Consider the following 20,822-nt stretch of genomic DNA (forward strand, 5'->3'; position numbering starts at 1 on the left):
AATGTCTGGCGCTAAAAATTTGTCGCCACACGGGAATAGTCCCTGGGTTTCACTCCAGCCGAAGCGGACCTTATCCAATACAGGTTGATTTCACGGGTAGACTAGCCGGATCGGTGACGCGATGATCAGTGGTATCTCGATTGCCAGATACCATTAACTGGAGCGGTAAATTCTGGGGGAAAGGCAGAAAAAGTACGTCTGCTAATAAACGTTTTTGCATTGTATTGTTTGGTTATGTGAAAAGAGGCCGGTCCGACGCTTCGTTTACCAGAGCCGTATGAAGTTGACCGGAACAGTTGCCGCTGTTCTGGGTTCACGTCTAGAAGACCTATTGCCGTAGGTCTATCTATGTTGTTATTGCACTTGTTCTGTGGACTCGCTCAGACTAATGACGCCCGGAACCGCATAAAAACGCTGAGCCAGGTTGCTGATGGGCTGCGTTTTCTGCTGCACTTGAATCGTGAGGATACCATTCGCTAAAACGCCGTCTGCCTCGAAGTTGAGCGTTCGGATAAAGACGGACTCATCCTGCGGAACGCTACTGGTAATGTCGCTGACAAAATTGAGTCGGTCGAAGCCAGAGATATGATAAGTCACTTGTATCATTGTCTGTAATTAGGTTTGCTTAAACGTAGATCCGCTAGAAAATAAGGTTTATTACTTTATATTATCTATTGATTATATAGGTTAAAAATCACTACTTGAAAACCTTATCTTTAGTGCACTGTGTTCATGAGTTAAGAAAAGTAATGTGCTGATGACTGATGATTAGCTGGTAATCAATCTGTGATCACTAATAGCATTGTCAAAGCAATGCGCGTTGATGAATAGGCAAAGGTGAACACGTAAATTTAGTTTTGCAAATAAATGTTATAAAAATGATAATCAGATAGTTATGTTAAAGTCTATCGAGAACCAGGAGTATCGTTGAAATAGATCAATTTAGTTTTTAATAGCTCAAAAGGGATTGGCTAATAAGCTTTAGAGTAGTTATAGTGATGATCAGTATATTGCGGTCGAATCCGTAGTCACAAAGACTAGGCATCCTGGTGCATCTTCTTATTTCAAATCAAACGGTGAAAAACAGTTGCCTCTTCTAGCCATTGTTATACCGAGCTTAACTAATAAATAGATTTTATCAATCATGCATTGAAAAAGAAGATATAGTCATTTTCAATATAGTTAGGAATCCTAATTAAATTTGTGTCGAACAGTTAACGTTTTGACGATGACAAAGAAAACACAACTAGTAAAAGCATACTCCAACAGAAGCCGCCAATCACCGCACCAGTACGACCAGCTAGTAAAGCACTGGCTGATCTGGATAGGGCAGCACTAACCGAAGCTGCTCTCACACCAATCACGAAGATTATAAATCAACGCTAATTCCTACCAATCATGCAAGTTTCCGTTTTTGATACTTACGTTACCCGTACAGACGGGTCAATTATGCACTTCGACATTCTGGTGCCATCTACGTTGACGAGTGAAGCAACGATTCATGAGTATGGGCAGACCTACCTGGCGACGAAAGGACAAGCCGGGCAACCCCTGGCTGCTAAAGAATGCCGCTTCTGTCACATAGAAGAAGCCGACGAGATGGTGCAGACCAGCATTGTCCATCAGGGATTTCACATCATTGAAATGCAGGGCTGCTAACCCGGCTAGATCCCTTTTTATCCATTAACCAATGCACAAAAATTATGAACCATTCACGAATAGTATTGCTACTAATGCTGATCGCCTGGTCAGGTACAACGCTGGCCCAAACACAACAGCCGGGAGCTTCTTATAATAATGCCGACTTTAAGCTGACGTCGGCGAAGGCTGTTTACCAGTCTGATCTGGATATGGTCGTTATGAGTATGCAGGTAAGCGGTCAGGCTGGTCGTACGACACCGAAGCCAGTGGGGGGTACCCAAGGGGCTCCGGTACTGGCCTATGTGTTCCCGACAACACTCAAAGCGCAGGATGTCGGTTTCTCACCCACCGAGGGCATTGTAGCGCTGGCTCTTACCTCGCATCCGGACATGGATGATACCCCACTTTGGGACGAAAATAACGACGGCAACTTTGACAACGACGGGATCGTTTGGCATCCTCACTGGGTAGTCTTGCAGGAAGACAAGCGGGTGCCTGGAGGATTGAGTGTAAAAGCTTTTCGCCGAGATGACAAAGCGGTAGTGCTGCCCAAAACAGCGCCGGGCGTACCACTCTATTTCGATTCGCCAGGTTACGGTGTCGTCACTGCCGGTCAAACCATTCGGGTGGCTATTCCAGCGTACCGGATCAATCACCGCTCAGATTTCCGCTTTGACGCCGTTACGTGCTATTTGCAGATGCATCATCCCGCGCACGGCGAAGCAGGGGCTCATCATGAAACGGCTGATAAGCCTATGCTGGGAGTTTACGCTGTATATGGAGTGTTATCAGGCAGTTTGTCGTTACCGTATACCGTAGAAAAAAAGTAGAACGATCAATGCCGAATGGGGTCAATAACCAATTGCCCCATTCGGATCGTTTTTTGAATAAGGCAGATGTAATAACAGCTTACTGACTTAGCTTAATTTGTATGGAAACGTCTTTGTTATCTTTTAGTGACTATCTGACCGCTCTTGTTGAACATCGGCAGTATGTAAAAGTCCAATATTTTACCGAGTTTCACGAACTGATTACGTTGAATGCACTTATTGTGCATGTTGGCGGGAAGGGAACCAGTCAGATGGTTGGTCTTTCTTCAGGAGAGCAAATTCCTTTATCTAAGCTGGTCAGCGCCGGAGGACAATTTGCGCCAAATTTTGAGGGCTACGCGCCTTATTGTGAAACTTGTGATACTTGAATGAATGATTCCATATTTAACGTAAACCAACAAAATAGCTCGGTTGACGCCAAAATTGTGGCGGGGCTAGAGCGGATTGGTGAGGTATTTCGGACATTGCTCTGGCAGCAAAGCCGCATGACCGGCTTAAGTCCAATTCAAATACAAGTGTTGCTGTTTCTTGCCTTTCACGAACCAGCCAAGTGTCGCATAGGGTATCTGGCAGAGGAGTTTAACTTGACAAAACCGACCATCAGTGATGCGGTGAAGGTGCTGGTTCAAAAAGAATTATTGGTACGCGTTGTGGATCCTTTCGACAGCCGTAGCCATAGTTTGCAGTTAACTACCGCCGGTCAGGAAATTGTCGAACAGACGGGTAGTTTTGCCAATGGAATTAGCCAGTTGATTGGTAAAATGGATGGGAGGCAGAAGACGGTGCTTTATGAAAGCTTGTTTACACTCATTTACGGGCTGCACCAGCACGGCCTGATTGCTGTCCAGCGAATGTGCAAAACGTGTGTACACTACCAGTACGATGGGCAAATTCATTACTGTGGCTTACTTAAAATTCCCTTGGAGGCAGACCTGCTCCGATTAGACTGTCCCGAACACACGCATGCCTAAAGCGGTAAGCTATTTATTGAAAATAATACGAATAGAAACGGATTTCGTGGGTTAACTTCTTTGTTTCAAACCTACTGTTCCTACTACCCCAGCCAAGCCAACAGGCCGATCTAATCGAGGTTAGTTTCGGGATATCCCGTATCGTCCTGTACAAAAGCCGTAACTTGATGATAATACCAAAAAGTTAGGGAACCACGTTATTCAGTGCAGCTATGCCGTCAAAACGAGGAATCTATTAGCTATAATTTCAACTTAGAAGGGTTTGGGGTACCGGCAACAAGGTTTGTAGGCAATAACTAAACAGTCGAGATTACTAGCTAGTCATTGTCACTAGTCTTCTGATTTCTCTCAATTTGATGGATCAACATCTTTTGTCTAATCGCTAACTTCACTGTGTGGGCAGAAGATCAACTAATCTTTTTACTTATGTATGTAACCCTTCAGCAAGCTCAACAAGCTATTGAAGCTGCCCAATCAAAAGCAGCAGAAATAGGTGTACCAATGAACATCGCCATTGTCGATTCAGGAGCTAACTTAATGGCGTTCGTTCGAATAGACGGTGCTTGGCTAGGATCAGCCGATATTGCCATGCGGAAAGCACGTACGTCCCGATATTTCGACATGCCTAGCGGTGAACTCGGTAAATTGTCTCAGCCTGGCGGTTCGCTCTATAACATTGAGCATTCGAATGGCGGTATAATAACATTTCCCGGAGGAATACCCATCAAAGACGCCCAGGGGGAAATTATCGGAGCGATTGGCGTATCAGGAAGTACGGTAGAAAACGATAATCTGGTTGCTCAGGCAGGTGTGGATGCACTTTAGCAGAAACCAACCTGATCGCTCTAATTACAAACGTTGAAGCCAACTAAAGAAAATTTGCTGTTCAATCCCTCTAAAGAAACTAATCAAGTATATAATTATGCGAAGGAGTTAGTGGCTCGTTCATCCGCGTTGTGAAGAACGAGCCTTATTTATTTAAAAAAGCAACTCCTTACTGCCTGGATGGGAGAGACCGCCAGCCACGTGTAATCAAGCAAGCACCTTGAATTTTGCCTGTTAATTACCGGGCATGATAAAGCTTAAATTGAATTAAGCTTTTATGAGTGACTCCGCCCCATCGATCCAGATAGGCGTACCCGTAATGTGGCTGGCCCGGTCAGAAGCCAGGAATAAAGCTAGTTGAGCCACCTGCTCAGCGTTACCAGGCGCTCCATCGGTCAGGGGAGTCTTACCTTCGGGAAACACCACCGGCTCCTGTTCGCGTTCCAGATTGCGCTGTTGGGTGCTTTGATCAATGTGGGTGTCAATCGCTCCGGGACAAATCACATTCACCCGAATGCGGTACTTGGCCAGTTCAAGCGCTGTCATTTTGGCAAAGGCTACCTGAGCAGCTTTAGAACAGGAATAAGCCGTTGCCCCCGTATTGCTAAAGGTTCGTGTGCCGTTTACCGAAGACGTTATTAGAATGGCGCCCCCTGCCACTTTCAACAGAGGAAGTGCATACTTGACAGTCAGGAACGTACCGCGCAGATTGATATTAATTGTTTGATCCCATTCCTCGGGCTCAATTTCGTCGATCGGTGCCCAAACCCCATTAATCCCTGCATTGGCAAAAACCACGTCGAGTCGGTCCCATTGCCGCTGTATCTGCTCAATAGCCTGTTGCATATCGCTAACCTGAGAGACATCAGCCACAATACCCAGTGCCTGCCCACCCTTTTGGGTGATTTGCTCGACAGTCTGTTTAACGTTGTCATCGGAAAGGTCCAGTACGGCAACCCGAGCACCTTGCTGAGCGAAGCATAAAGCAGTGGCCTGACCAATTCCTGAGCCGGCCCCCGTAATCAGAGCAACTTTACCTTCTAATTCTTGCATACGCTGTGTCGTTGTTTGTGAATGTATACTAAAGCCTGTTCTAGATAAAGTGTCGAGCGAGCGATTTGTTATGAATTTAAGGTCATGATCGTTAGAGTAAATTGTTTTCCGAGGGCTATTTGAGCGGCTCATCCCCGAACAATGGGTAAAGTTGATTCATCTCTATGAGCTGTGGCCATTGGCTCATTGATGCTTCTTATTGCGTTGCAGATTGAGCTACGCGCGTGGTTAACTGGTTAAATCAAGAATGCCAGCAGATGTAAAGTACGCTAGTTGCCTTCCTAATAGCTGTTGGCTAATTGGTATCCTCTAAAACTTGGTCCAATGAGCATCATTAAAAAAATAGTGGAGACGATCAAAGACGATGTAGAGGCTCTGCAAGGCAACCAGACCAAGGACAAACGCTATCAAAGTGAGGCTACCTATCCTGACGAAACTACGGCTCGGCAAGCTTTCACCCAGGCTAGAGAAAAGCTTTTGGCTGTCAATAGCTGGTCGAACCTACCAGGAATATCGGCTACTTTTACGGTCTACGATCAACGGGGAAATCGTATCGACAACAACGATTCGCTAGTTGTTGGTCACTTTATTCTCATTGAGCTACCGGGTCCTTTACCGCATAACTGGGTCCGGGTCGTTGCGATAACTAATGACGATACAGCCGCTGAATTTACGGTAGTGCCCAGCGAAAGCCCTCAGCATCATGAAGAGTCAACAGCCCCGATTGAACACTTTTTTACCGATGAAGCCAGCAGTACATTCCGGGTGGAGCGGCAGGGTACTAGACTGATAGCCTGCGAAATTGGTCAAAATGAACGGGTCAATAATGCGGAAGAGACCGCTGGAAAACGGTCGGTAGTCAACACCTTACTTGCAGCTGGTGGTTGGGCGATGTTTCAGGAAACACAGTGGAAAAAACTAACCGATTATCTAGTAGAGCCGTAGCCGTTGACCCACTCAGGCGACTGACTTATCCGAAACGGATCGGATTTAAACATATGGATTTCCTGTTTTTTCCGTTTTGGCGTGTCTGATGAATCTTACAAATCATGACCATTTGCTTACTTATTAATCTTTAAATGACAGGCTGACTACTTGTTTTAGTTAGTATTTTGATGATTTACAGGTGTATCAAATAATGATCTCGACGTATGAAAAAGACAATAATGGTAACAGCAGGGATTGTGTTAGGCGTGTGGATGCATGGCCAAGCTCAAACGAAAACGGGAGGAGCACTAGAAGGCAATACCGGACAGCAGGGTTCCTCGCCCCAGAATAATGCCCGTAAAGCGAACTCAAGCCAGAATCTAGGAAAAGGAGTTCCGTACAACAAAGAGGCTGAACAGCAAAGCAAGGCTGGGGCCACTAGGTCAAACATCCCAGTGAAAGGTTCATCACCGAACGCATCATCACAGACAGGGTCCAGACAAGGAGGGCAATCTACTAATAAGAAGGGAAGTGGCTCTTCTTCTAAATCCAATAGCCAGTAGGCTGACGAATAGGATACGCACTCAGGTCTGAAAACTTAACCTTTGGCGGTGATATCGGCTAAAATAACTGACACCACCGCCAAATTTGACGAATCAAATGGCCGGACCGGACAATCGAGCAACCACACATAAAATTAGTCAGTGCCCAATTGGATGGTGCTGACTATCTTCACTTAAAAAAGCGGACTGACAAGATCAGTCCGCTTTTGACATTTTCACACCCTATGAAGGTTACACAACTTCACAAGACAAAGCAAATATAAACGATCAACCAGAAGGGACAAATGAATATATGTGATTACCGGCTACTTACAATTGCTTGAATTAACAGCCTTATTCAAATCGTCCACAGGAGAATAGTAACGAACAAAAACCGTTGATCAGGAAGCTATTGCCGCAGCATATCGCACTACCTTGGACAGAGCAGAATGACGTTATAGATTAGTTGGAACAAGAAGCGGCAAGTATACAATAAAGGTAGCTCCCTGACCCGTTTGACTACTGGCAGTTAGTATACCACCGTGATTGGTGACCACTTTCTGGCAAATTGCTAGCCCCACACCCGTACCCGCAAACTCATTTTTTCCGTGTAATCGCTGAAACACCTGAAAGATGCGATCCAGGTATTTTTCATCAAAGCCAACACCATTATCGCTAACTGTAATTCGATGATAGCGCTGACTTGGGCGGCTTTGAATCAACTCAGTTGGCAAGCTAGCGCCAGTTACCGTTACCGCACTAATGCTGATTTGCGGTACTTCTCCTGGTTTATGAAATTTGAGCGCATTCGAAAGTAGGTTCGAAAACAACTGCCCTAATTGCATGACATCACCTTGTACGGTTGGTAAAGGATCAACGGTGATTAAAGCATCGGTTTCCTCAACGAGTAGACTCAAATTGTCTAAACTTTCCTGAACAATCTGGTTAAGCGCAACGGGTGACAAACGAACCTGTTCGGTTGCAATGCGCGAGAAAGTCAACAAGTCGCGAATCAGGATTGACATGCGAGAGCCCGCATTGGCGAGTCGTTGTAACAAATCCAATCCTGTCGGACCTAGTTCGGGGCCAAACTGCTGCTGTAGGAGCGAACTAAAGGATTGAATTTTTCTGAGGGGCTCTTGCAGATCGTGAGATGCAATGTAGGCAAACTGCTCCAGGTTCTGGTTTGAGCGTTTTAAATCGTTGACTAACGTTTGCAACTGGCTGTTCACTTCCGTCACGGCTTGGTTTGCCATCGCCAGTTCATCATTGGTACTGGCAAGCTCTTCGTTGGTAAGCGCTAACTCTTCGGTTCGTTGCTGAACCAGTTGCTCCAGGGCCAGTTGTAGTTCGTGCTGGCTGGTAATATCCCACACCAGACCATCGACGTGGGTGGGTTGCCCTTCTAATCCCCTACGAACTTGACCTACCGTTTGCAGTATATGTTTTTGGTTTGTCTGGGCGTTAATAACGGTGTATTCCATCTGGTAGGAGCCATCCGAACTCGGCAGAAGAGCATCGGCAAAGAGCTGGCTCACCCGCTGCTGATCACTTTCCTGAATCATACTGATCGACGTGGCAACATCGGTGACTTCTGGCAATCCGTACCAGCTGGCCACCCGCTGCGACTTAACCAGCTGATTGGTTTCCAGATCAATACTGTAGCTACCCATTTCCGCCATATTGATCATCGATTGCAGAATGTTCTGATTTTCCTTCAGGGCTTGCCGGGCTTTCGCTTCACCCGTTACGTCAACGGCCAGATCGAGAATGGCGTACACATTTCCATCCGAGTCAAAGAGAGGGCTATAGGAAATGTTGTAAATTTTATGGGTCATCACCCCATTTTGAACAATAGACACCTGCGAACCGTAACTTTGAAACATCTGACCCGTGGTGAACACATCGTCGAGTATTTGTAGAAAGGGCTGGTTCTCCGTAATCAATTCGGGCATAACCTCGCGCAAAGGCTTCCCCACAATGTCGGGACCTTTCCCTACAATGTCGATAAATGTCTGGTTGGGCGATTCAATTACCAGATCGCGACCAATGAATAAGCCGATAGCAACCGGGGCCGTCGAGACAATTGAGCGAAGTTTGGATTCGCTAGCTCGCAGGGCTTCTTCAGCCAGTTTCTGCTCGTGTACGTCAACTACGGTGCCAATCATACCCAGATATTGCCCATCGTTATCAAAGCGAGGGCTGGCTTTATCGATTGCCCAGCGGTACGTTCCGTCGCACTGACGCAAGCGGTAAAGCAGGTCAAACGATATATGCTTCTCATTTGCCTCAAGGAAACGCGTTGCAGATGACTCCCTATCATCCGGATGAATAGCATCAAGCCAACCAAATTTTTCGGCCTCAGCCTGGGTCTGTCCGGTATAATCGTACCACTGCCTGTTCAGATAACTGCAACTACCATCGGGCTCGGTCGTCCAGATAATAGCCGGAAGTGTGTCCATCAACGAGCGGTCAGCGTATTCATTTGACGGGTTTTTCGGGCGGGTCAGCACTTGCTCGGTAGCGTCAGTACAAACCACCAATACACCTGTTATATGGTCATCTTGCCAGAAAGGTTTGCAAATGAAGTTGATAGAAGTAGACTCTGTTATTCCGTTTTGTTTTAGGATGACGACTGATTCCTTGGCAATAGAGCGCTCACCACTGGTATAAATTTTCTGTAAAAGCTCGTCAATGCCCTGGCTAGTTACGTCGGGCATAGCCTCAAAAAAAGATTTGTTTATGACATCTTCACGCTGCTTACCCCAATACGCAAGCACGCGTTCATTGGCCAGGGTAATCACAAACTGGGGGCCGCTAAGGAGCGCCATCGCCACGGGAGCTTGCTCAACTAATTCCCGAAAATGGTCATGCTCTGTTTCCTCTTGTCGATTTACTGGTTGCTGATTAGGTACTTGCTGAGCAATGCCTGTCACACGAATGACCTGCCCTGTTTCGCCAAGGAAACTACGCCCTTTGAGTTCAATCCGACGAAGAAGCTTGTCGTTGCCAACAATCCGAAGGATTATCGAAAAACGATCGTCGGTAGCCTGTTGAAACAGTTCATCCAATCGAGCTATGTCGGCAGGGTAAATAAAATTTTTGAAATCGGCGTATGAAAGTTGGTGAGCCGCTTCAATGTGGAACAGTTGCAGGCACTGAGTATCCAGATTGAGCAGACCAGTATCTGAATTCAAATCCCAGACACCAAGTCCAGCAGCGTCCAGGGCAACGTTACTATCAAGTTTTTGGTTGAGCTCGAGGGATGATTTGGAGGACAGCCGATCGCCAGTCATTCGTAACGGTAAGTATTATGGGGGACAAGTTAACAGATTAGGTACATGGTATGTGATCCTCACGTCTACTAGCAACAAATAGTTCACCGGTCTTGTTTGTAGCCTACTTCGGATTATTCAATAGCCAGCTTACTAATTATAAAGTACAAGATAGCAGTTAATATTCTAAACAATCTGGTTACGTCGAACAGGCGATTGACAAAAACAGAACGATCTATGCTCAAGTCTGTAAGATGCGCACTTAAACAGCAATTGCAGAAGCAGTTGAATCAGAAGATTATGAGTCAGGCAGGGTACTTAAATAGATTCAATATGGCTTTTATAAAGAATTTACGGCTTATAAAATAGATGATTAATTTTTCGTCACTGTACTTCGATCATGACCGGATCAGGAAACGTTAGTTTGTCCAGTGATTCAAAACAAAATTAATCCAGTCTTTTTCGGTTGAAGGAATAGGTACATCTGGTTTATAGCCTATATTATCAATCGGGTCTGTATCCACCCACGGCATTCTGGTCACCGGCAAATACATGTAGTAGTCATCACAGGTTAAGGAAAACGGATTGGCATTGCCATAATCCATAAAGCCACCCGTGTAGGTGCCGAAACGTGTAATTTTCTGACTGTATTTGGCCATTGATAGAAAAAATTCCGAGGCACTGCCACAGCCTTTATCCATCAATACCGCAATGCGTTTGGGAAAAGTCCGCACCGAATCGTAGCGAATAACGTACTCGGTTTTATCGGGAACAAACTCGCCACGGTGGGCTTTGAGCGAATCCAGGAACTCAATATTCATCTTTAATTCGGAGTCGTCGGCTTTTTTCTGCTTTCGCAGCCGTTCGACGTAGGCGGCCTGTTTATCAATCCACTCATCAGAAGCACGGTTCAAGGCTCTTGCAATCGGAATTGGTTGGGTATAAAAAAGTTGCATAAATTCCTCCGAAGCCCACGCACCACTGTCACCCCCGCCGTTGCCGCGCATATCAAAGATTAAAGACGGCGTACGGCCAATCATTGCTCGGTGAGTTTTTAACAAACTGTCTAGAATAGCCATTTGTGAACTGGTGAAATGCGGCAAGCGGACATAAACGGCCTCTGGATTCAGTTGTTTGACAACCACGCTTTCGAGTGGCCGTTGAGCTGTTTCTTCCGCTTTTGGAACTATACGTTGCCAACTGTCGCCCCAAATCTGGTAGTGGTTCCCGTTTGGCTGGATGCCCATTGGCCTACTTTTGAAATCCCCGAAAACGTAGTGCGCCTGTTCATACTCACCGGTTTTGCCAATGAATTGGGCTTGTACCATACCCGGCTTCCAATTAGGCAGTGTGGAGGAAAGAACTACTGAAATGTGGCGTCCAGGATAGTCAGGATCAGCCACTGTAGCAATTTTCATCTTCCCACTTGACAATTCCCAGATTCCCTCGAAGGGTTTGAGTGCTGATCGTTTAGCCAAATAGGCGCGAGCCTGCGATTCGGAGTAAGCGATAGTGCGAATAGTGGTGGGCGATAACTGTGGGGAGTAACCGGCACTGACGTGTAAATCCCGGAAAAAGCCAGCGTAGCGTTTCAGTAAATCGAAGCAGACAAATCCATCTGGTGCTTTAATTGCTTGTTTCTGTAGACTGTCAATCAACGTGTTATAGCGAAGCTGACTTTTTGCGTTCACCTTGTCGGCGAAACCGGCGTACACGTTTGTGGTTTTGCGGATAGCTTGGTCAAGCACATCGGAACAGCGACAAGAAGCCGGCGATTGCGCCGTGACGAATTGATTAAGTAAGCAAACCAACAAAATTGAAGTGGCAATATGGCGGGTAGTAACGGTCATGCTAGTGTGGTCTCAGATGCAACCTATACGCAAAACTTTATGGTGTCGGTCATTATAATGACCTCATCCCTCATCATTTATAAAGCGCTATTTTGGTTGGACTTACTATGTCAATTGATAGTTTCTATTCTTTCTATCATTTTAGCAGATAAGCATATCACTCCCGCAAATTGGTATGCATCTCTGATACCAGACTACTCACCTTTCGTTATGTCCAATAATCGATTGTTATCAGAACTAGAAAATTGTGCTAAATCAAGTCAGGCTGGATGTTTAGATTATACAATCTAGTTTCTGTCAATGCTATCATTTCATTACCAGTTTGAGAAATTACTTACAAACTGGTAATGAAATAATAGCTTATGACGCCAATAGTGGTTAACGGCTTTGGGTTAGAATGAGCGTCGACAAATCTAGTCCTCCCTGATTTAGTGGTACAAATAGGAAGGGCTACAATGTCACGCAGTCAGGTATGGAGCCACAACTCTAGGCTTATTTGTAGAGTACACAATACTAGAACGAGCGTTTACAAACGATATAACTTGTCTCGTAGTTTTGCCTCTCGCTCGGTGATCACTTCTGCTAACCGCTTATCAGTTAGCTTAGCCGTTCCGGTAGTTTGTTATGCATAGTACCATCTATAGCCCATACCTTTGATTCATCAACCGGGGATAACCCGCTACTAATTGAATCAAGAACCTAATAAATAAAGCTCATGAAAACGCTCCTTAACTCGCTGCTCGTTGCTTTCACTTTTACTCTGATTACCGTTTCCGCTTCTTTCGCCGAAGCGAATCCCGGCAAACGTGCGACATCGGTTGCCACTTATAAAACTGGTATCTACACCAACATGGCGGGCAAGCTGAACATTGGCCTGGACAAAGAAACAACAGGTGCGGTTGATATAAAGCTCAAAAACACAAACGGTAAAGTCTTGTTTGCGCAACACCTGACGAAGAAAGAAAAAACAGCCCGCCTTAGTCTTGACATGGATCAGTTGCCAGACGGCGTTTACCAGTTGGAGATTTCAAACGGAGTAGATACATCAGTACAGACGGTCACGCTGGGTACTCAGCAACCAAGTGCTCCTAATCGCTTAGTAGCTATCAACTAATTTCAATAAATACGAAACAACCGGGTTCAGCTACTTCATAAAGTAGTTGAACCCGGTTGCGTTTTAGACAATTGATTATAGTCTGTACTGATGTAATTTATTACTTATCAAGAAGTTAAACCAATATCGAAGCGGTCTATCAAAGTCAACAGTTACTCTTACCATAGTCGCTTTATTTCTTGGTTACGCATTATGAACGGTACAACGGGAAGCCTCTATAAGCCCATTAGTTGTGCCACCTCCAACTTCAGTGGCAGAAAGAAACACCCGCTAGGCTAACGCGATGTCTGGACAATTGAGTGTGTAATTTTTCTGACTATTCTGTTGTACTACTCTGAAAGGACCCTTATCTGCCTGACCCGGCGTATTGCTGTAACGCATTGGTCAATACGTGTCGGTACTGCTGAAGCTGTTCACCAGACAAGCCGCTCATACGATTTCCAGCAACGTTGAGTGTACGAATTTTATATTCAACTAACCAATCTCGCAACTGATCCGCATTTGGATTTACGCAGCAGGGCTTTCTTTCTTGCACGCAAAAATCAAGGGTTTGTCTTGTACCACCGATTAGGTTTCCAAATAGTACGGTTCCATCCGACTGCTGCACGTTAGCACGGGTGCGAGGTGGGTACTTAGCTGAACTGTGTTCGATCAAACCATAATCGCATAGCTGTTGGTTGGGTCCGTCCTCAGTCATATAGCCTTTGGGGGCAGTACCACCCGTTGGAATACCCAATGACCGGGCTACCTCCAAACCCAACTGATCAATGCCAGTTTGTCCACCAGAAATTACGCGTTCTAACGGGTAAAAGCTCATGGTTTTTTTGTCAGGGTGTACATAACAAGCGTGTTGTCAATTAAGCAGAATCAACGGATACGTAACCTGCATGCTAGCATTTTGGTTGAATCCACGCAGGGAAAGTATATAATTCTAAAGGACATCCGAGACCAAAAGCTAATTTGAATTCCTTAACTTTGACTATGGCAGATCAACCAGTACGTTCGGTTTCGGAGTTTAATACCGAGCTAAAGCTCAAAGGCTTCAATGTTTTCCAGATAGACAGCGACAGCAACGCTACCCGCATCTACAGTCGGAAAGATTTCTACAAAATTTGCCTCACCACCGGCAAAAGTATAATCCATTATGCAGATAGAAGCTTTGAAGCCAACGATACAGTTCTGTTTTTCGGTAATCCCCATGTCCCTTACTCCTGGGAAACAATCTCAACTACGTATGTGGGTTATACCTGCCTTTTTTCAGAAGATTTTCTGACGCTCTCCGACCGATCAGAGAGTTTGCAAAATTCTCCATTGTTCAAATTAAGTGGCACACCGATCTTAACAATCAGCCCGCAGCAACGCGAGTTTCTGAACACGATCTTTAAAAAAATGATTGAGGAACAGCAAACGACTTATTCGTATAAAGATGAGCTGATTCGCAATTACATACAGCTGATTATTCACGAAGCGTTAAAGCTGGAACCATCCCAAAATTTTGATAATCACAAGAACGCGGCTTCCCGAATTACCTCTGGTTTTCTCGAACTGCTGGAACGGCAATTTCCCATCGAGACTATCGACCGGCCCTTGCAACTGACAACAGCCAAGCACTATGCCACGAACCTAAACGTGCATGTCAATTATCTGAACCGGGCTGTCAACGAAATAACAGGTAGGTCAACCACGGCTCATATTTCGGAACGAGTGCTTAGCGAAGCAAAAGCCTTACTACAGCATACCGATTGGAACATTGCTGATATCGCCTACGCATTGGGCTTTGAGTACCCGTCTTACTTCAACAACTTCTTTAAAAAGTTTACCGGCACCAATCCGCGTAGTTTTCGTCTGGCGGAGGTTTGAAATCTATAAGTATTGGTTTGAAAAGTTTTACCTTATCGGACCTTGCCACCTGTAACTTTACCGTTTCAACATAAAGGCAAAACGTTACAGGTTATGATTGCAACAAAAGCGTATGCAGCCCAGACTAAGGACTCGGACTTGGCACCCTGGAATTTTGACCGACGGGAAGTAGGCCCTCACGATGTTCAATTCGATATTCTTTACTGTGGAGTGTGCCATTCCGACCTGCACCAGATCAAAGATGAGTGGGGCGGTAGTCTATTCCCGATGGTTCCGGGCCACGAGATAGTAGGCCGGGTTGTTGCCGTCGGTTCTCAGGTTTCCAAATTCAGCGTGGGTGATCTGGCGGGTACAGGATGTATGGTTGACTCCTGCCGTGAGTGTGAGTCCTGCCGACAGGGTTTAGAGCAATACTGTTTAAAAGGCAATAGTCAGACTTACAACGGGTTAGAGCAGGACAAGAAAACCCCGACCTATGGAGGCTATTCGAATACCATTGTCGTCAATGAAGATTTTGTCCTGCACGTACCGGAACGTTTAGACTTGGCGGCTGCCGCTCCCTTACTCTGCGCTGGCATCACTACTTACTCTCCGTTGCGTCACTGGAAAGTAGGTCCGGGGCACAAATTGGCAGTCTTAGGCTTAGGTGGTCTGGGACACATGGGGGTCAAATTCGGCGTTGCGTTAGGTGCAGAAGTGACGGTCTTGAGCACATCACCCAACAAAGAAGCCAATGCGAAAGAATTGGGTGCGCACAATTTTGTGGTGACAAGCGACCCGGCTCAGCTTGATAAAGTAACCGGATACTTCGATTTTATTCTGGACACCGTTTCCGCCGAGCACGACTACGGACAATACCTTTCTTTGTTGAAAGTAGATGGTGTACACATCTGTGTGGGTGCTCCTCCAACGCCTGCGGCTCTTCAGGCATTTAGCCTTATAATTGGTCGCAAAAGCATTGCAGGATCAAGTATAGGCGGCATCGCTGAAACGCAGGAGATGTTGGATTTCTGCGCCGACAAAGGCATCGTATCGGATATTGAAATGATTGACATCAAGGATATTCATCAGGCGTACGACCGGATGGTAAAGGGCGATGTACGTTACCGGTTTGTCATCGACATGGCTACGCTGTAAACAATAACCTTCCATTTTCAGTACGATGAATTGTATGGGCAAATGCTGGCCGAGCTGACAGCTGTAATTAGCTCTTTCCCTGTATTCCTGGATCTGGCTGTGCTGTCGATTTTTTGACATTAACAGCACAGTTTAGATTGTTACCTGCAATTATAGATACAAGTTATTTCAACGTTAAAAAAGGCGTTATGGCTAAGCATGAACACATTGAGGATGAGTTGGAGAATTCGAACGCATCCCGACGCATCTTTCTAAAGCAATCGTCTGCGTTGGCAGCTTTGGCCATAACGCCACCAGCCGCGCTGACAGCCGTAGAGAATGGACTCGATGAAAAAGTAGCCGCTGCTTTCGAGCAAATGCCACTTCAAGTGGATATTAACGGAACTGTTCACAAGCTATCCATTGAACCACGCGTTACGCTCCTGGACCTGTTGCGTGAACAACTTCACCTGACCGGGACCAAGAAAGGGTGCGACCACGGACAGTGCGGAGCCTGCACAGTACACGTCGATGGCGCAAGGGTTAACGCATGCCTGACATTGGCAATGACGACCGAAGGCTGTAAAGTGACAACAATCGAAGGGCTATCCGAAGGGGGACACGATGCAACCGCCCGGCTCCATCCCATGCAGGAAGCGTTTATCAAACACGACGGTTTCCAGTGTGGGTATTGTACGCCCGGTCAGATCATGTCGGCAGTGGCTTGCATCCGGGAAGGTCATGCCAATTCGCCGGAGGAAATTAGGGAATACATGAGCGGAAATATCTGCCGATGCGGGGCTTACACCAACATCGTTAATGCAATTATAGACGTCAAACAGGGAGGAGCCAAAGTATGAATCCGTTTCAATACACGCGGGTATCGACCCCTAAAGCGGCTATAACAGCCTACACTCAGGACAACGGCACCTACTTTCTGGCAGGCGGCACCAACCTGATCGATCTGATGAAACGGGAGGTCGTGATTCCCGAACGGCTGGTGGATATCAATAAGTTGCCACTGTCAACGATCAAGAAGACAGCAAACGGTTTACGTATCGGGGCTATGGCTAAAAACTCAGCCGTAGCCGAGCATGATTTGGTGAAAAAGCATTTTCCGCTCTTGTCAATGGCACTTAACGCCGGTGCATCGGCTCAACTGCGTAACATGGCGACGGTAGGCGGAAACATGATGCAGCGAACCCGTTGCGCTTATTTCTACGATCCATCCATGCCCTGCAATAAGCGTAGCCCCGTACAGGCAGGACCCGACAAAGGGCAGCCCAATGGCCCATCGGGCTGCGGAGCCATCGGAGGGGCCAACCGGATGCACGCTATTTTTGGTGGCTCCTCAGCGTGTATCGCGGTACATCCCAGCGATATGTGCATTGCGCTAGCCGCCCTGGATGCGACGGTGAACGTATCCGGGCCAAAGGGTGATCGCCAAATTCGGTTCAGCGAGTTTCATCGGCTACCCGGCGATAAGCCCCAGCAGGACAACACGTTGCAGCCTGGTGAATTGATCATGTCGGTGGATTTGCCGACGAATGACTTTTCGGATCATTCGTATTACCTCAAAGTGCGCGACCGGGCTTCCTATGCTTTCGCTTTGGTGTCGGTGGGTGTAGCAGTCCAGATGAAGCGGAATACGATTCAGGACGTTCGGTTGGCTATGGGGGGAGTGGCTCACAAGCCCTGGCGACTAACTGCGGCTGAAAGCTTCCTGAAAGATAAACCAGCAACAGAGGATACCTTTAAACAGGCGGCAACGCTAGCCATGAAGGATGCTAAAGGCTACGGGGAGAATGACTTCAAACTGACCTTAGCTCCCAACTCCATTATCGAAGCGCTTAAAATCGCAACTAAAACCGCCTGACCATGACCGAAAATAAAACAAATTCGCCTGTTGACCCGGTCAGGAGTGACCGGGTCGCGCCCGACCGGGTCGATGGACGCATGAAAGTGACGGGTGGCGCTAAATATTTCGCCGATTTTGAATTGCCTAATATGGCCTATTGTGTCATTGTTGGTAGCGAGATTGGTCGGGGCAGTATTACCAGCCTGGATACCAAGAAAGCCAGAAATGCACCGGGCGTTCTGGGCGTATTCACGCACGAAAATATGCCTTCGATTCCGGGTTGGGATGCCCCCGTGGGTGACAAGGCGGACGGACCTCCGCCAAAGCCTGATACGCTTGAAAAATACAGGATTCTAAACAGTCCCAAAATCTTGTTTGATGGGCAGCCTATCGCTATCGTAGTGGCCGACAGTTACGAGCGGGCTACCTATGCGGCCTCCCTCGTAAAAGCGACCTATACAAAACAGGCGGCACGCACTGACCTGGATAAGCACCTGGCCGAAGGCATTGCGCCTGACCGATCTGAGGACTACATGCGCGGCAAAGCCGATGGGTATCGTACAGCCCCGGTTACGTTGGAAGCGAATTACACCATTCCCGTAGAAGTTCACAATCCCATGGAACTGCATGGTATTCTGGCTCATTGGACGGATGCTAATACGCTGATGATTTATGCCAAAACGCAGGGCGTCAACGCTACTCAGCAGACTATAGCTCAGGCGTTTAAGCTAGACCCTAACAATATTCGCGTGCATACCGAATTCATGGGTGGAGGGTTTGGCATGGGTCTTAGAACCTGGCCGCAGGAGACGGCGGTTGTGGCAATTGCCAAAAAAGTAGATCGTCCAGTAAAGTTGGTGGTTACCCGCAGTCAAATGTTTCAGTTGGTGGGTCATCGGCCCTGCACGGTACAAACTATACAAATGGGAGCCGACACGAATGGCAAGCTGGTCGGTATTGCGCACGCAGCCACAGCCGAAACGGCTTCATACGAGGACTTTACCGAAGCAACAGTCAACATGACTAAGTTCCTGTACGACTGCCCGAATGTGAGCACTCGTTACCGTATCGTTAGACTGGACCGGGGCGTACCAATCTGGATGCGTGGCCCTGGGGAAGCTACGGGCGCATTTGCGCTCGAATCGGCGATGGACGAGATGGCCTACAAACTAGGCATTGACCCCATTGAATTCCGTCTTCGCAATTATACGGAAACGGACCCCGAACACAACCGACCTTATTCCAGCAAGTACCTCCGGGAGGCTTACCAGCGCGGAGCTGAAGCCATTGGCTGGAGCAATCGCCAAAACCAGCCCGGTAGTCAGCAAGAGGACGGCTGGCTAACTGGCTACGGCATGAGTACGGGTACATTCAACGCCTTTCGGTGGGAAGCTTCGGCCCGAGTGCTGTTAAATGCGGACGGATCGCTAAGGGTGCAGAGCGCTGTAACAGACATTGGTCCCGGTACTGGTACTGCGCTAACGGTGATTGCGCATAATGTTCTGGGCGTGCCGCTTGATCGGATCAAGGTCGAGTACGGTGATACCTCATTGCCCAAAGCACCTACTCAGGGCGGTTCCGCTATTGTCTCGGCGGTAGGATCAGCCGTTTTTGATGTCTGCACATTGATCAAAAACGAACTGGTCAAGCTGGCAATTAAAGACGGTGGGCCATTTGCCGGACGAAAAGCCGATGAGCTAACATTGTCCGACGGTATACTATCTATCGAAAAAGAACCGGGCAAAAAAGTGGCTGTTACCGACCTGATGAAAAGCAATAACCTGACTGTAATTGACAAAAAGGGCGATTCGAAAGGTGGGCCAGACTTACAAAAGTACTCCATATACTCGTTTTCGGTGCATTTTGTCAAGGTACGCGTCAATCCGCTGACGGGTGTGGTTCGCGTAGCCAACGCGGTTAGCGTGGCTGATTCAGGGCGGATTGTTAGCCCTAAAACAGCCGCTAGCCAGATGATTGGCGGGGTTACAGGCGGAATCGGGATGGCGTTGACCGAAGAGGCCGTCATTGATCACCGGTTTGGCCGATTTGTCAATAACAACCTGGGTGATTATCACGTAGCCGTTCACGCGGATGTACCGGCGATTGAAACGATAATGATCGATAAACCAGATCCGCATATCAACCCAATGGGGGCAAAAGGAATGGGTGAAATTGCGTTAATCGGTTTTGCCCCGGCGGTAGCGAATGCTGTCTTTAATGCCACGGGAAAACGCGTCCGTGACCTGCCGATCACACCCGATAAGCTGCTTCGGATGAGTTAAAAACTAAAAAGGCACTTTGAAAGATGAGCATCGACCATAGCGGTAACGGTATTTTTGACAGGCTAGAAGCGGGTGAGCCATTACGCCCGGACGATCCGGAGATAGCCCAGTTTCAGGCAGTGGTCTCCGGCACCATCCGCTTGTGCGTTGAGATGAACGCTACGGCAACCGATGTCAATCAGTTACGTTCGCGGTTGGGAGAAATCATCGGGACGGTAATAGATGAGTCCACAGCGATCTTTCCCCCGTTTTACACCAATTTTGGCCGATTCATCCGGTTAGGTAAGCGCGTGTTTATCAATCACGCGTGTTCATGTCTGGACATTGGCGGTATAACCATTGAAGACGATGTGAAGATCGGGCCACGGGTTAATCTGACCACCGAAAACCATCCGTTAAATCCTGACGAACGCAAAACGCTGCTCACCAAACCAATTGTGGTTAAACGAAACGCCTGGATTGGAGCGGGGGCAACCATCCTGCCGGGAGTCACCATTGGCGAGAATGCGGTTGTAGCGGCTGGAGCGCTGGTCAGTCGGGATGTTCCCCCGAATACGGTTGTTGCTGGCGTACCAGCGAAAGTAGTAAAGGACTTGTGATTTCTGTTGAATAAAGAATAATCGACCAATCAGGAAACTTCTGATCTGCCGTGAATTCTGAATCCCAAGTAAGGTTCAT

At 47.2% G+C, this 20,822-nt stretch carries 20 protein-coding genes; 14 read left to right on the forward strand and 6 right to left on the reverse strand.

Translation table 11 applies throughout. The annotated features are described in order from the left end of the window. Nucleotides 1-70: 70 nt before the first annotated feature. Nucleotides 71-220 (reverse strand): hypothetical protein, encoded by a 150-nt coding sequence (locus tag M0L20_RS24390; protein WP_248479691.1) that lies wholly within the window; start codon nt 218-220, stop codon nt 71-73. Nucleotides 221-354: 134 nt separating this feature from the next. Next, complete coding sequence (locus tag M0L20_RS24395; protein ID WP_248479692.1) at nt 355-606, reverse strand: hypothetical protein; 252 nt, start codon at nt 604-606, stop codon at nt 355-357. A 792-nt stretch (nt 607-1,398) separates the two neighbouring features. Between M0L20_RS24395 and M0L20_RS24400 the strand changes: the two genes are divergently transcribed. From M0L20_RS24400 to M0L20_RS24420, 5 genes are all read left to right on the forward strand, one after another. Then, complete coding sequence (locus tag M0L20_RS24400; protein WP_248479693.1) at nt 1,399-1,659, forward strand: DUF2024 family protein; 261 nt, start codon at nt 1,399-1,401, stop codon at nt 1,657-1,659. Nucleotides 1,660-1,703: 44 nt separating this feature from the next. Further along, nucleotides 1,704-2,471 carry a hypothetical protein gene (locus M0L20_RS24405; RefSeq protein ID WP_248479694.1) on the forward strand — a complete coding sequence of 256 codons (768 nt, stop codon included), beginning with the start codon at nt 1,704-1,706 and terminating at the stop codon, nt 2,469-2,471. Between the two features lie 101 nt (nt 2,472-2,572). After that, the gene (locus M0L20_RS24410; RefSeq protein ID WP_248479696.1) at nt 2,573-2,839 is read left to right on the forward strand and encodes a hypothetical protein; all 267 of its coding nucleotides are present in this window, start codon (nt 2,573-2,575) and stop codon (nt 2,837-2,839) included. Beyond that, the gene (locus M0L20_RS24415; protein ID WP_248479697.1) at nt 2,840-3,442 is read left to right on the forward strand and encodes a MarR family winged helix-turn-helix transcriptional regulator; all 603 of its coding nucleotides are present in this window, start codon (nt 2,840-2,842) and stop codon (nt 3,440-3,442) included. It begins immediately after the preceding gene. A 426-nt stretch (nt 3,443-3,868) separates the two neighbouring features. Further along, nucleotides 3,869-4,267 carry a GlcG/HbpS family heme-binding protein gene (locus tag M0L20_RS24420; RefSeq protein WP_248479698.1) on the forward strand — a complete coding sequence of 133 codons (399 nt, stop codon included), beginning with the start codon at nt 3,869-3,871 and terminating at the stop codon, nt 4,265-4,267. Between the two features lie 267 nt (nt 4,268-4,534). On the opposite strand, the gene M0L20_RS24425 is transcribed toward M0L20_RS24420, so the two are convergent. Next, nucleotides 4,535-5,320, reverse strand: a complete 786-nt coding sequence (locus tag M0L20_RS24425) for an SDR family oxidoreductase (protein WP_248479699.1) — start codon at nt 5,318-5,320, stop codon at nt 4,535-4,537. A gap of 324 nt (nt 5,321-5,644) precedes the next feature. Between M0L20_RS24425 and M0L20_RS24430 the strand changes: the two genes are divergently transcribed. Further along, a complete protein-coding gene (locus M0L20_RS24430) occupies nt 5,645-6,265 on the forward strand; it encodes a hypothetical protein (RefSeq protein ID WP_248479700.1) in 621 nt (206 codons plus the stop codon). 206 nt (nt 6,266-6,471) lie between these two features. Beyond that, nucleotides 6,472-6,810: a hypothetical protein gene (locus M0L20_RS24435; RefSeq protein WP_248479701.1), complete on the forward strand. Its 339-nt coding sequence runs from the start codon at nt 6,472-6,474 to the stop codon at nt 6,808-6,810. A 434-nt stretch (nt 6,811-7,244) separates the two neighbouring features. Here M0L20_RS24435 and M0L20_RS24440 read toward each other — a convergent pair whose 3' ends face one another. Then, entirely contained in the window at nt 7,245-10,085 is a 2,841-nt protein-coding gene (locus M0L20_RS24440; protein WP_248479702.1) for a PAS domain S-box protein, read from the reverse strand. Nucleotides 10,086-10,483: 398 nt separating this feature from the next. Then, the gene (locus M0L20_RS24445; protein WP_232563354.1) at nt 10,484-11,914 is read right to left on the reverse strand and encodes a S41 family peptidase; all 1,431 of its coding nucleotides are present in this window, start codon (nt 11,912-11,914) and stop codon (nt 10,484-10,486) included. A 715-nt stretch (nt 11,915-12,629) separates the two neighbouring features. On the opposite strand from M0L20_RS24445, the gene M0L20_RS24450 reads away from it, so the two are divergent. Continuing rightward, nucleotides 12,630-13,028: a T9SS type A sorting domain-containing protein gene (locus tag M0L20_RS24450; protein WP_248479703.1), complete on the forward strand. Its 399-nt coding sequence runs from the start codon at nt 12,630-12,632 to the stop codon at nt 13,026-13,028. A 346-nt stretch (nt 13,029-13,374) separates the two neighbouring features. Here M0L20_RS24450 and M0L20_RS24455 read toward each other — a convergent pair whose 3' ends face one another. Next, a complete protein-coding gene (locus M0L20_RS24455) occupies nt 13,375-13,845 on the reverse strand; it encodes a putative molybdenum carrier protein (protein ID WP_248479705.1) in 471 nt (156 codons plus the stop codon). Nucleotides 13,846-14,009: 164 nt separating this feature from the next. Here M0L20_RS24455 and M0L20_RS24460 point away from each other — a divergent pair, with 164 nt between their 5' ends. The 6 genes from M0L20_RS24460 (at nt 14,010) to M0L20_RS24485 (ending at nt 20,743) form a co-directional block, all read left to right on the forward strand. After that, the gene (locus M0L20_RS24460) at nt 14,010-14,888 is read left to right on the forward strand and encodes a helix-turn-helix domain-containing protein (protein WP_248479707.1); all 879 of its coding nucleotides are present in this window, start codon (nt 14,010-14,012) and stop codon (nt 14,886-14,888) included. Between the two features lie 93 nt (nt 14,889-14,981). After that, the gene (locus tag M0L20_RS24465; RefSeq protein WP_248479709.1) at nt 14,982-16,025 is read left to right on the forward strand and encodes an NAD(P)-dependent alcohol dehydrogenase; all 1,044 of its coding nucleotides are present in this window, start codon (nt 14,982-14,984) and stop codon (nt 16,023-16,025) included. Between the two features lie 188 nt (nt 16,026-16,213). Continuing rightward, entirely contained in the window at nt 16,214-16,864 is a 651-nt protein-coding gene (locus M0L20_RS24470) for a (2Fe-2S)-binding protein (RefSeq protein WP_248479711.1), read from the forward strand. After that, entirely contained in the window at nt 16,861-17,880 is a 1,020-nt protein-coding gene (locus M0L20_RS24475) for an FAD binding domain-containing protein (RefSeq protein ID WP_248479713.1), read from the forward strand. Before M0L20_RS24470 ends, M0L20_RS24475 begins: the two co-directional genes overlap by 4 nt. Nucleotides 17,881-17,882: 2 nt before the next feature. Next, the gene (locus tag M0L20_RS24480) at nt 17,883-20,144 is read left to right on the forward strand and encodes a xanthine dehydrogenase family protein molybdopterin-binding subunit (protein ID WP_248479715.1); all 2,262 of its coding nucleotides are present in this window, start codon (nt 17,883-17,885) and stop codon (nt 20,142-20,144) included. Nucleotides 20,145-20,167: 23 nt separating this feature from the next. Continuing rightward, a complete protein-coding gene (locus M0L20_RS24485) occupies nt 20,168-20,743 on the forward strand; it encodes a sugar O-acetyltransferase (protein WP_248479716.1) in 576 nt (191 codons plus the stop codon). Nucleotides 20,744-20,822 lie beyond the last annotated feature (79 nt).

Origin of the sequence: Spirosoma liriopis (assembly GCF_023196085.1) — a bacterium.
In the GTDB taxonomy this organism is placed as follows: Bacteria; Bacteroidota; Bacteroidia; order Cytophagales; family Spirosomataceae; genus Spirosoma; species Spirosoma oryzicola.

Excerpts from the sequence above, each read along its gene's own strand:
- M0L20_RS24390 (WP_248479691.1), bottom strand. The coding sequence starts at position 220 with ATGCAAAAACGTTTATTAGCAGACGTACTTTTTCTGCCTTTCCCCCAG.
- M0L20_RS24395 (WP_248479692.1), bottom strand. The coding sequence starts at position 606 with ATGATACAAGTGACTTATCATATCTCTGGCTTCGACCGACTCAATTTT.
- M0L20_RS24400 (WP_248479693.1), top strand. The coding sequence starts at position 1,399 with ATGCAAGTTTCCGTTTTTGATACTTACGTTACCCGTACAGACGGGTCA.
- M0L20_RS24405 (WP_248479694.1), top strand. The coding sequence starts at position 1,704 with ATGAACCATTCACGAATAGTATTGCTACTAATGCTGATCGCCTGGTCA.
- M0L20_RS24410 (WP_248479696.1), top strand. The coding sequence starts at position 2,573 with ATGGAAACGTCTTTGTTATCTTTTAGTGACTATCTGACCGCTCTTGTT.
- M0L20_RS24415 (WP_248479697.1), top strand. The coding sequence starts at position 2,840 with ATGAATGATTCCATATTTAACGTAAACCAACAAAATAGCTCGGTTGAC.
- M0L20_RS24420 (WP_248479698.1), top strand. The coding sequence starts at position 3,869 with ATGTATGTAACCCTTCAGCAAGCTCAACAAGCTATTGAAGCTGCCCAA.
- M0L20_RS24425 (WP_248479699.1), bottom strand. The coding sequence starts at position 5,320 with ATGCAAGAATTAGAAGGTAAAGTTGCTCTGATTACGGGGGCCGGCTCA.
- M0L20_RS24430 (WP_248479700.1), top strand. The coding sequence starts at position 5,645 with ATGAGCATCATTAAAAAAATAGTGGAGACGATCAAAGACGATGTAGAG.
- M0L20_RS24435 (WP_248479701.1), top strand. The coding sequence starts at position 6,472 with ATGAAAAAGACAATAATGGTAACAGCAGGGATTGTGTTAGGCGTGTGG.
- M0L20_RS24440 (WP_248479702.1), bottom strand. The coding sequence starts at position 10,085 with ATGACTGGCGATCGGCTGTCCTCCAAATCATCCCTCGAGCTCAACCAA.
- M0L20_RS24445 (WP_232563354.1), bottom strand. The coding sequence starts at position 11,914 with ATGACCGTTACTACCCGCCATATTGCCACTTCAATTTTGTTGGTTTGC.
- M0L20_RS24450 (WP_248479703.1), top strand. The coding sequence starts at position 12,630 with ATGAAAACGCTCCTTAACTCGCTGCTCGTTGCTTTCACTTTTACTCTG.
- M0L20_RS24455 (WP_248479705.1), bottom strand. The coding sequence starts at position 13,845 with ATGAGCTTTTACCCGTTAGAACGCGTAATTTCTGGTGGACAAACTGGC.
- M0L20_RS24460 (WP_248479707.1), top strand. The coding sequence starts at position 14,010 with ATGGCAGATCAACCAGTACGTTCGGTTTCGGAGTTTAATACCGAGCTA.
- M0L20_RS24465 (WP_248479709.1), top strand. The coding sequence starts at position 14,982 with ATGATTGCAACAAAAGCGTATGCAGCCCAGACTAAGGACTCGGACTTG.
- M0L20_RS24470 (WP_248479711.1), top strand. The coding sequence starts at position 16,214 with ATGGCTAAGCATGAACACATTGAGGATGAGTTGGAGAATTCGAACGCA.
- M0L20_RS24475 (WP_248479713.1), top strand. The coding sequence starts at position 16,861 with ATGAATCCGTTTCAATACACGCGGGTATCGACCCCTAAAGCGGCTATA.
- M0L20_RS24480 (WP_248479715.1), top strand. The coding sequence starts at position 17,883 with ATGACCGAAAATAAAACAAATTCGCCTGTTGACCCGGTCAGGAGTGAC.
- M0L20_RS24485 (WP_248479716.1), top strand. The coding sequence starts at position 20,168 with ATGAGCATCGACCATAGCGGTAACGGTATTTTTGACAGGCTAGAAGCG.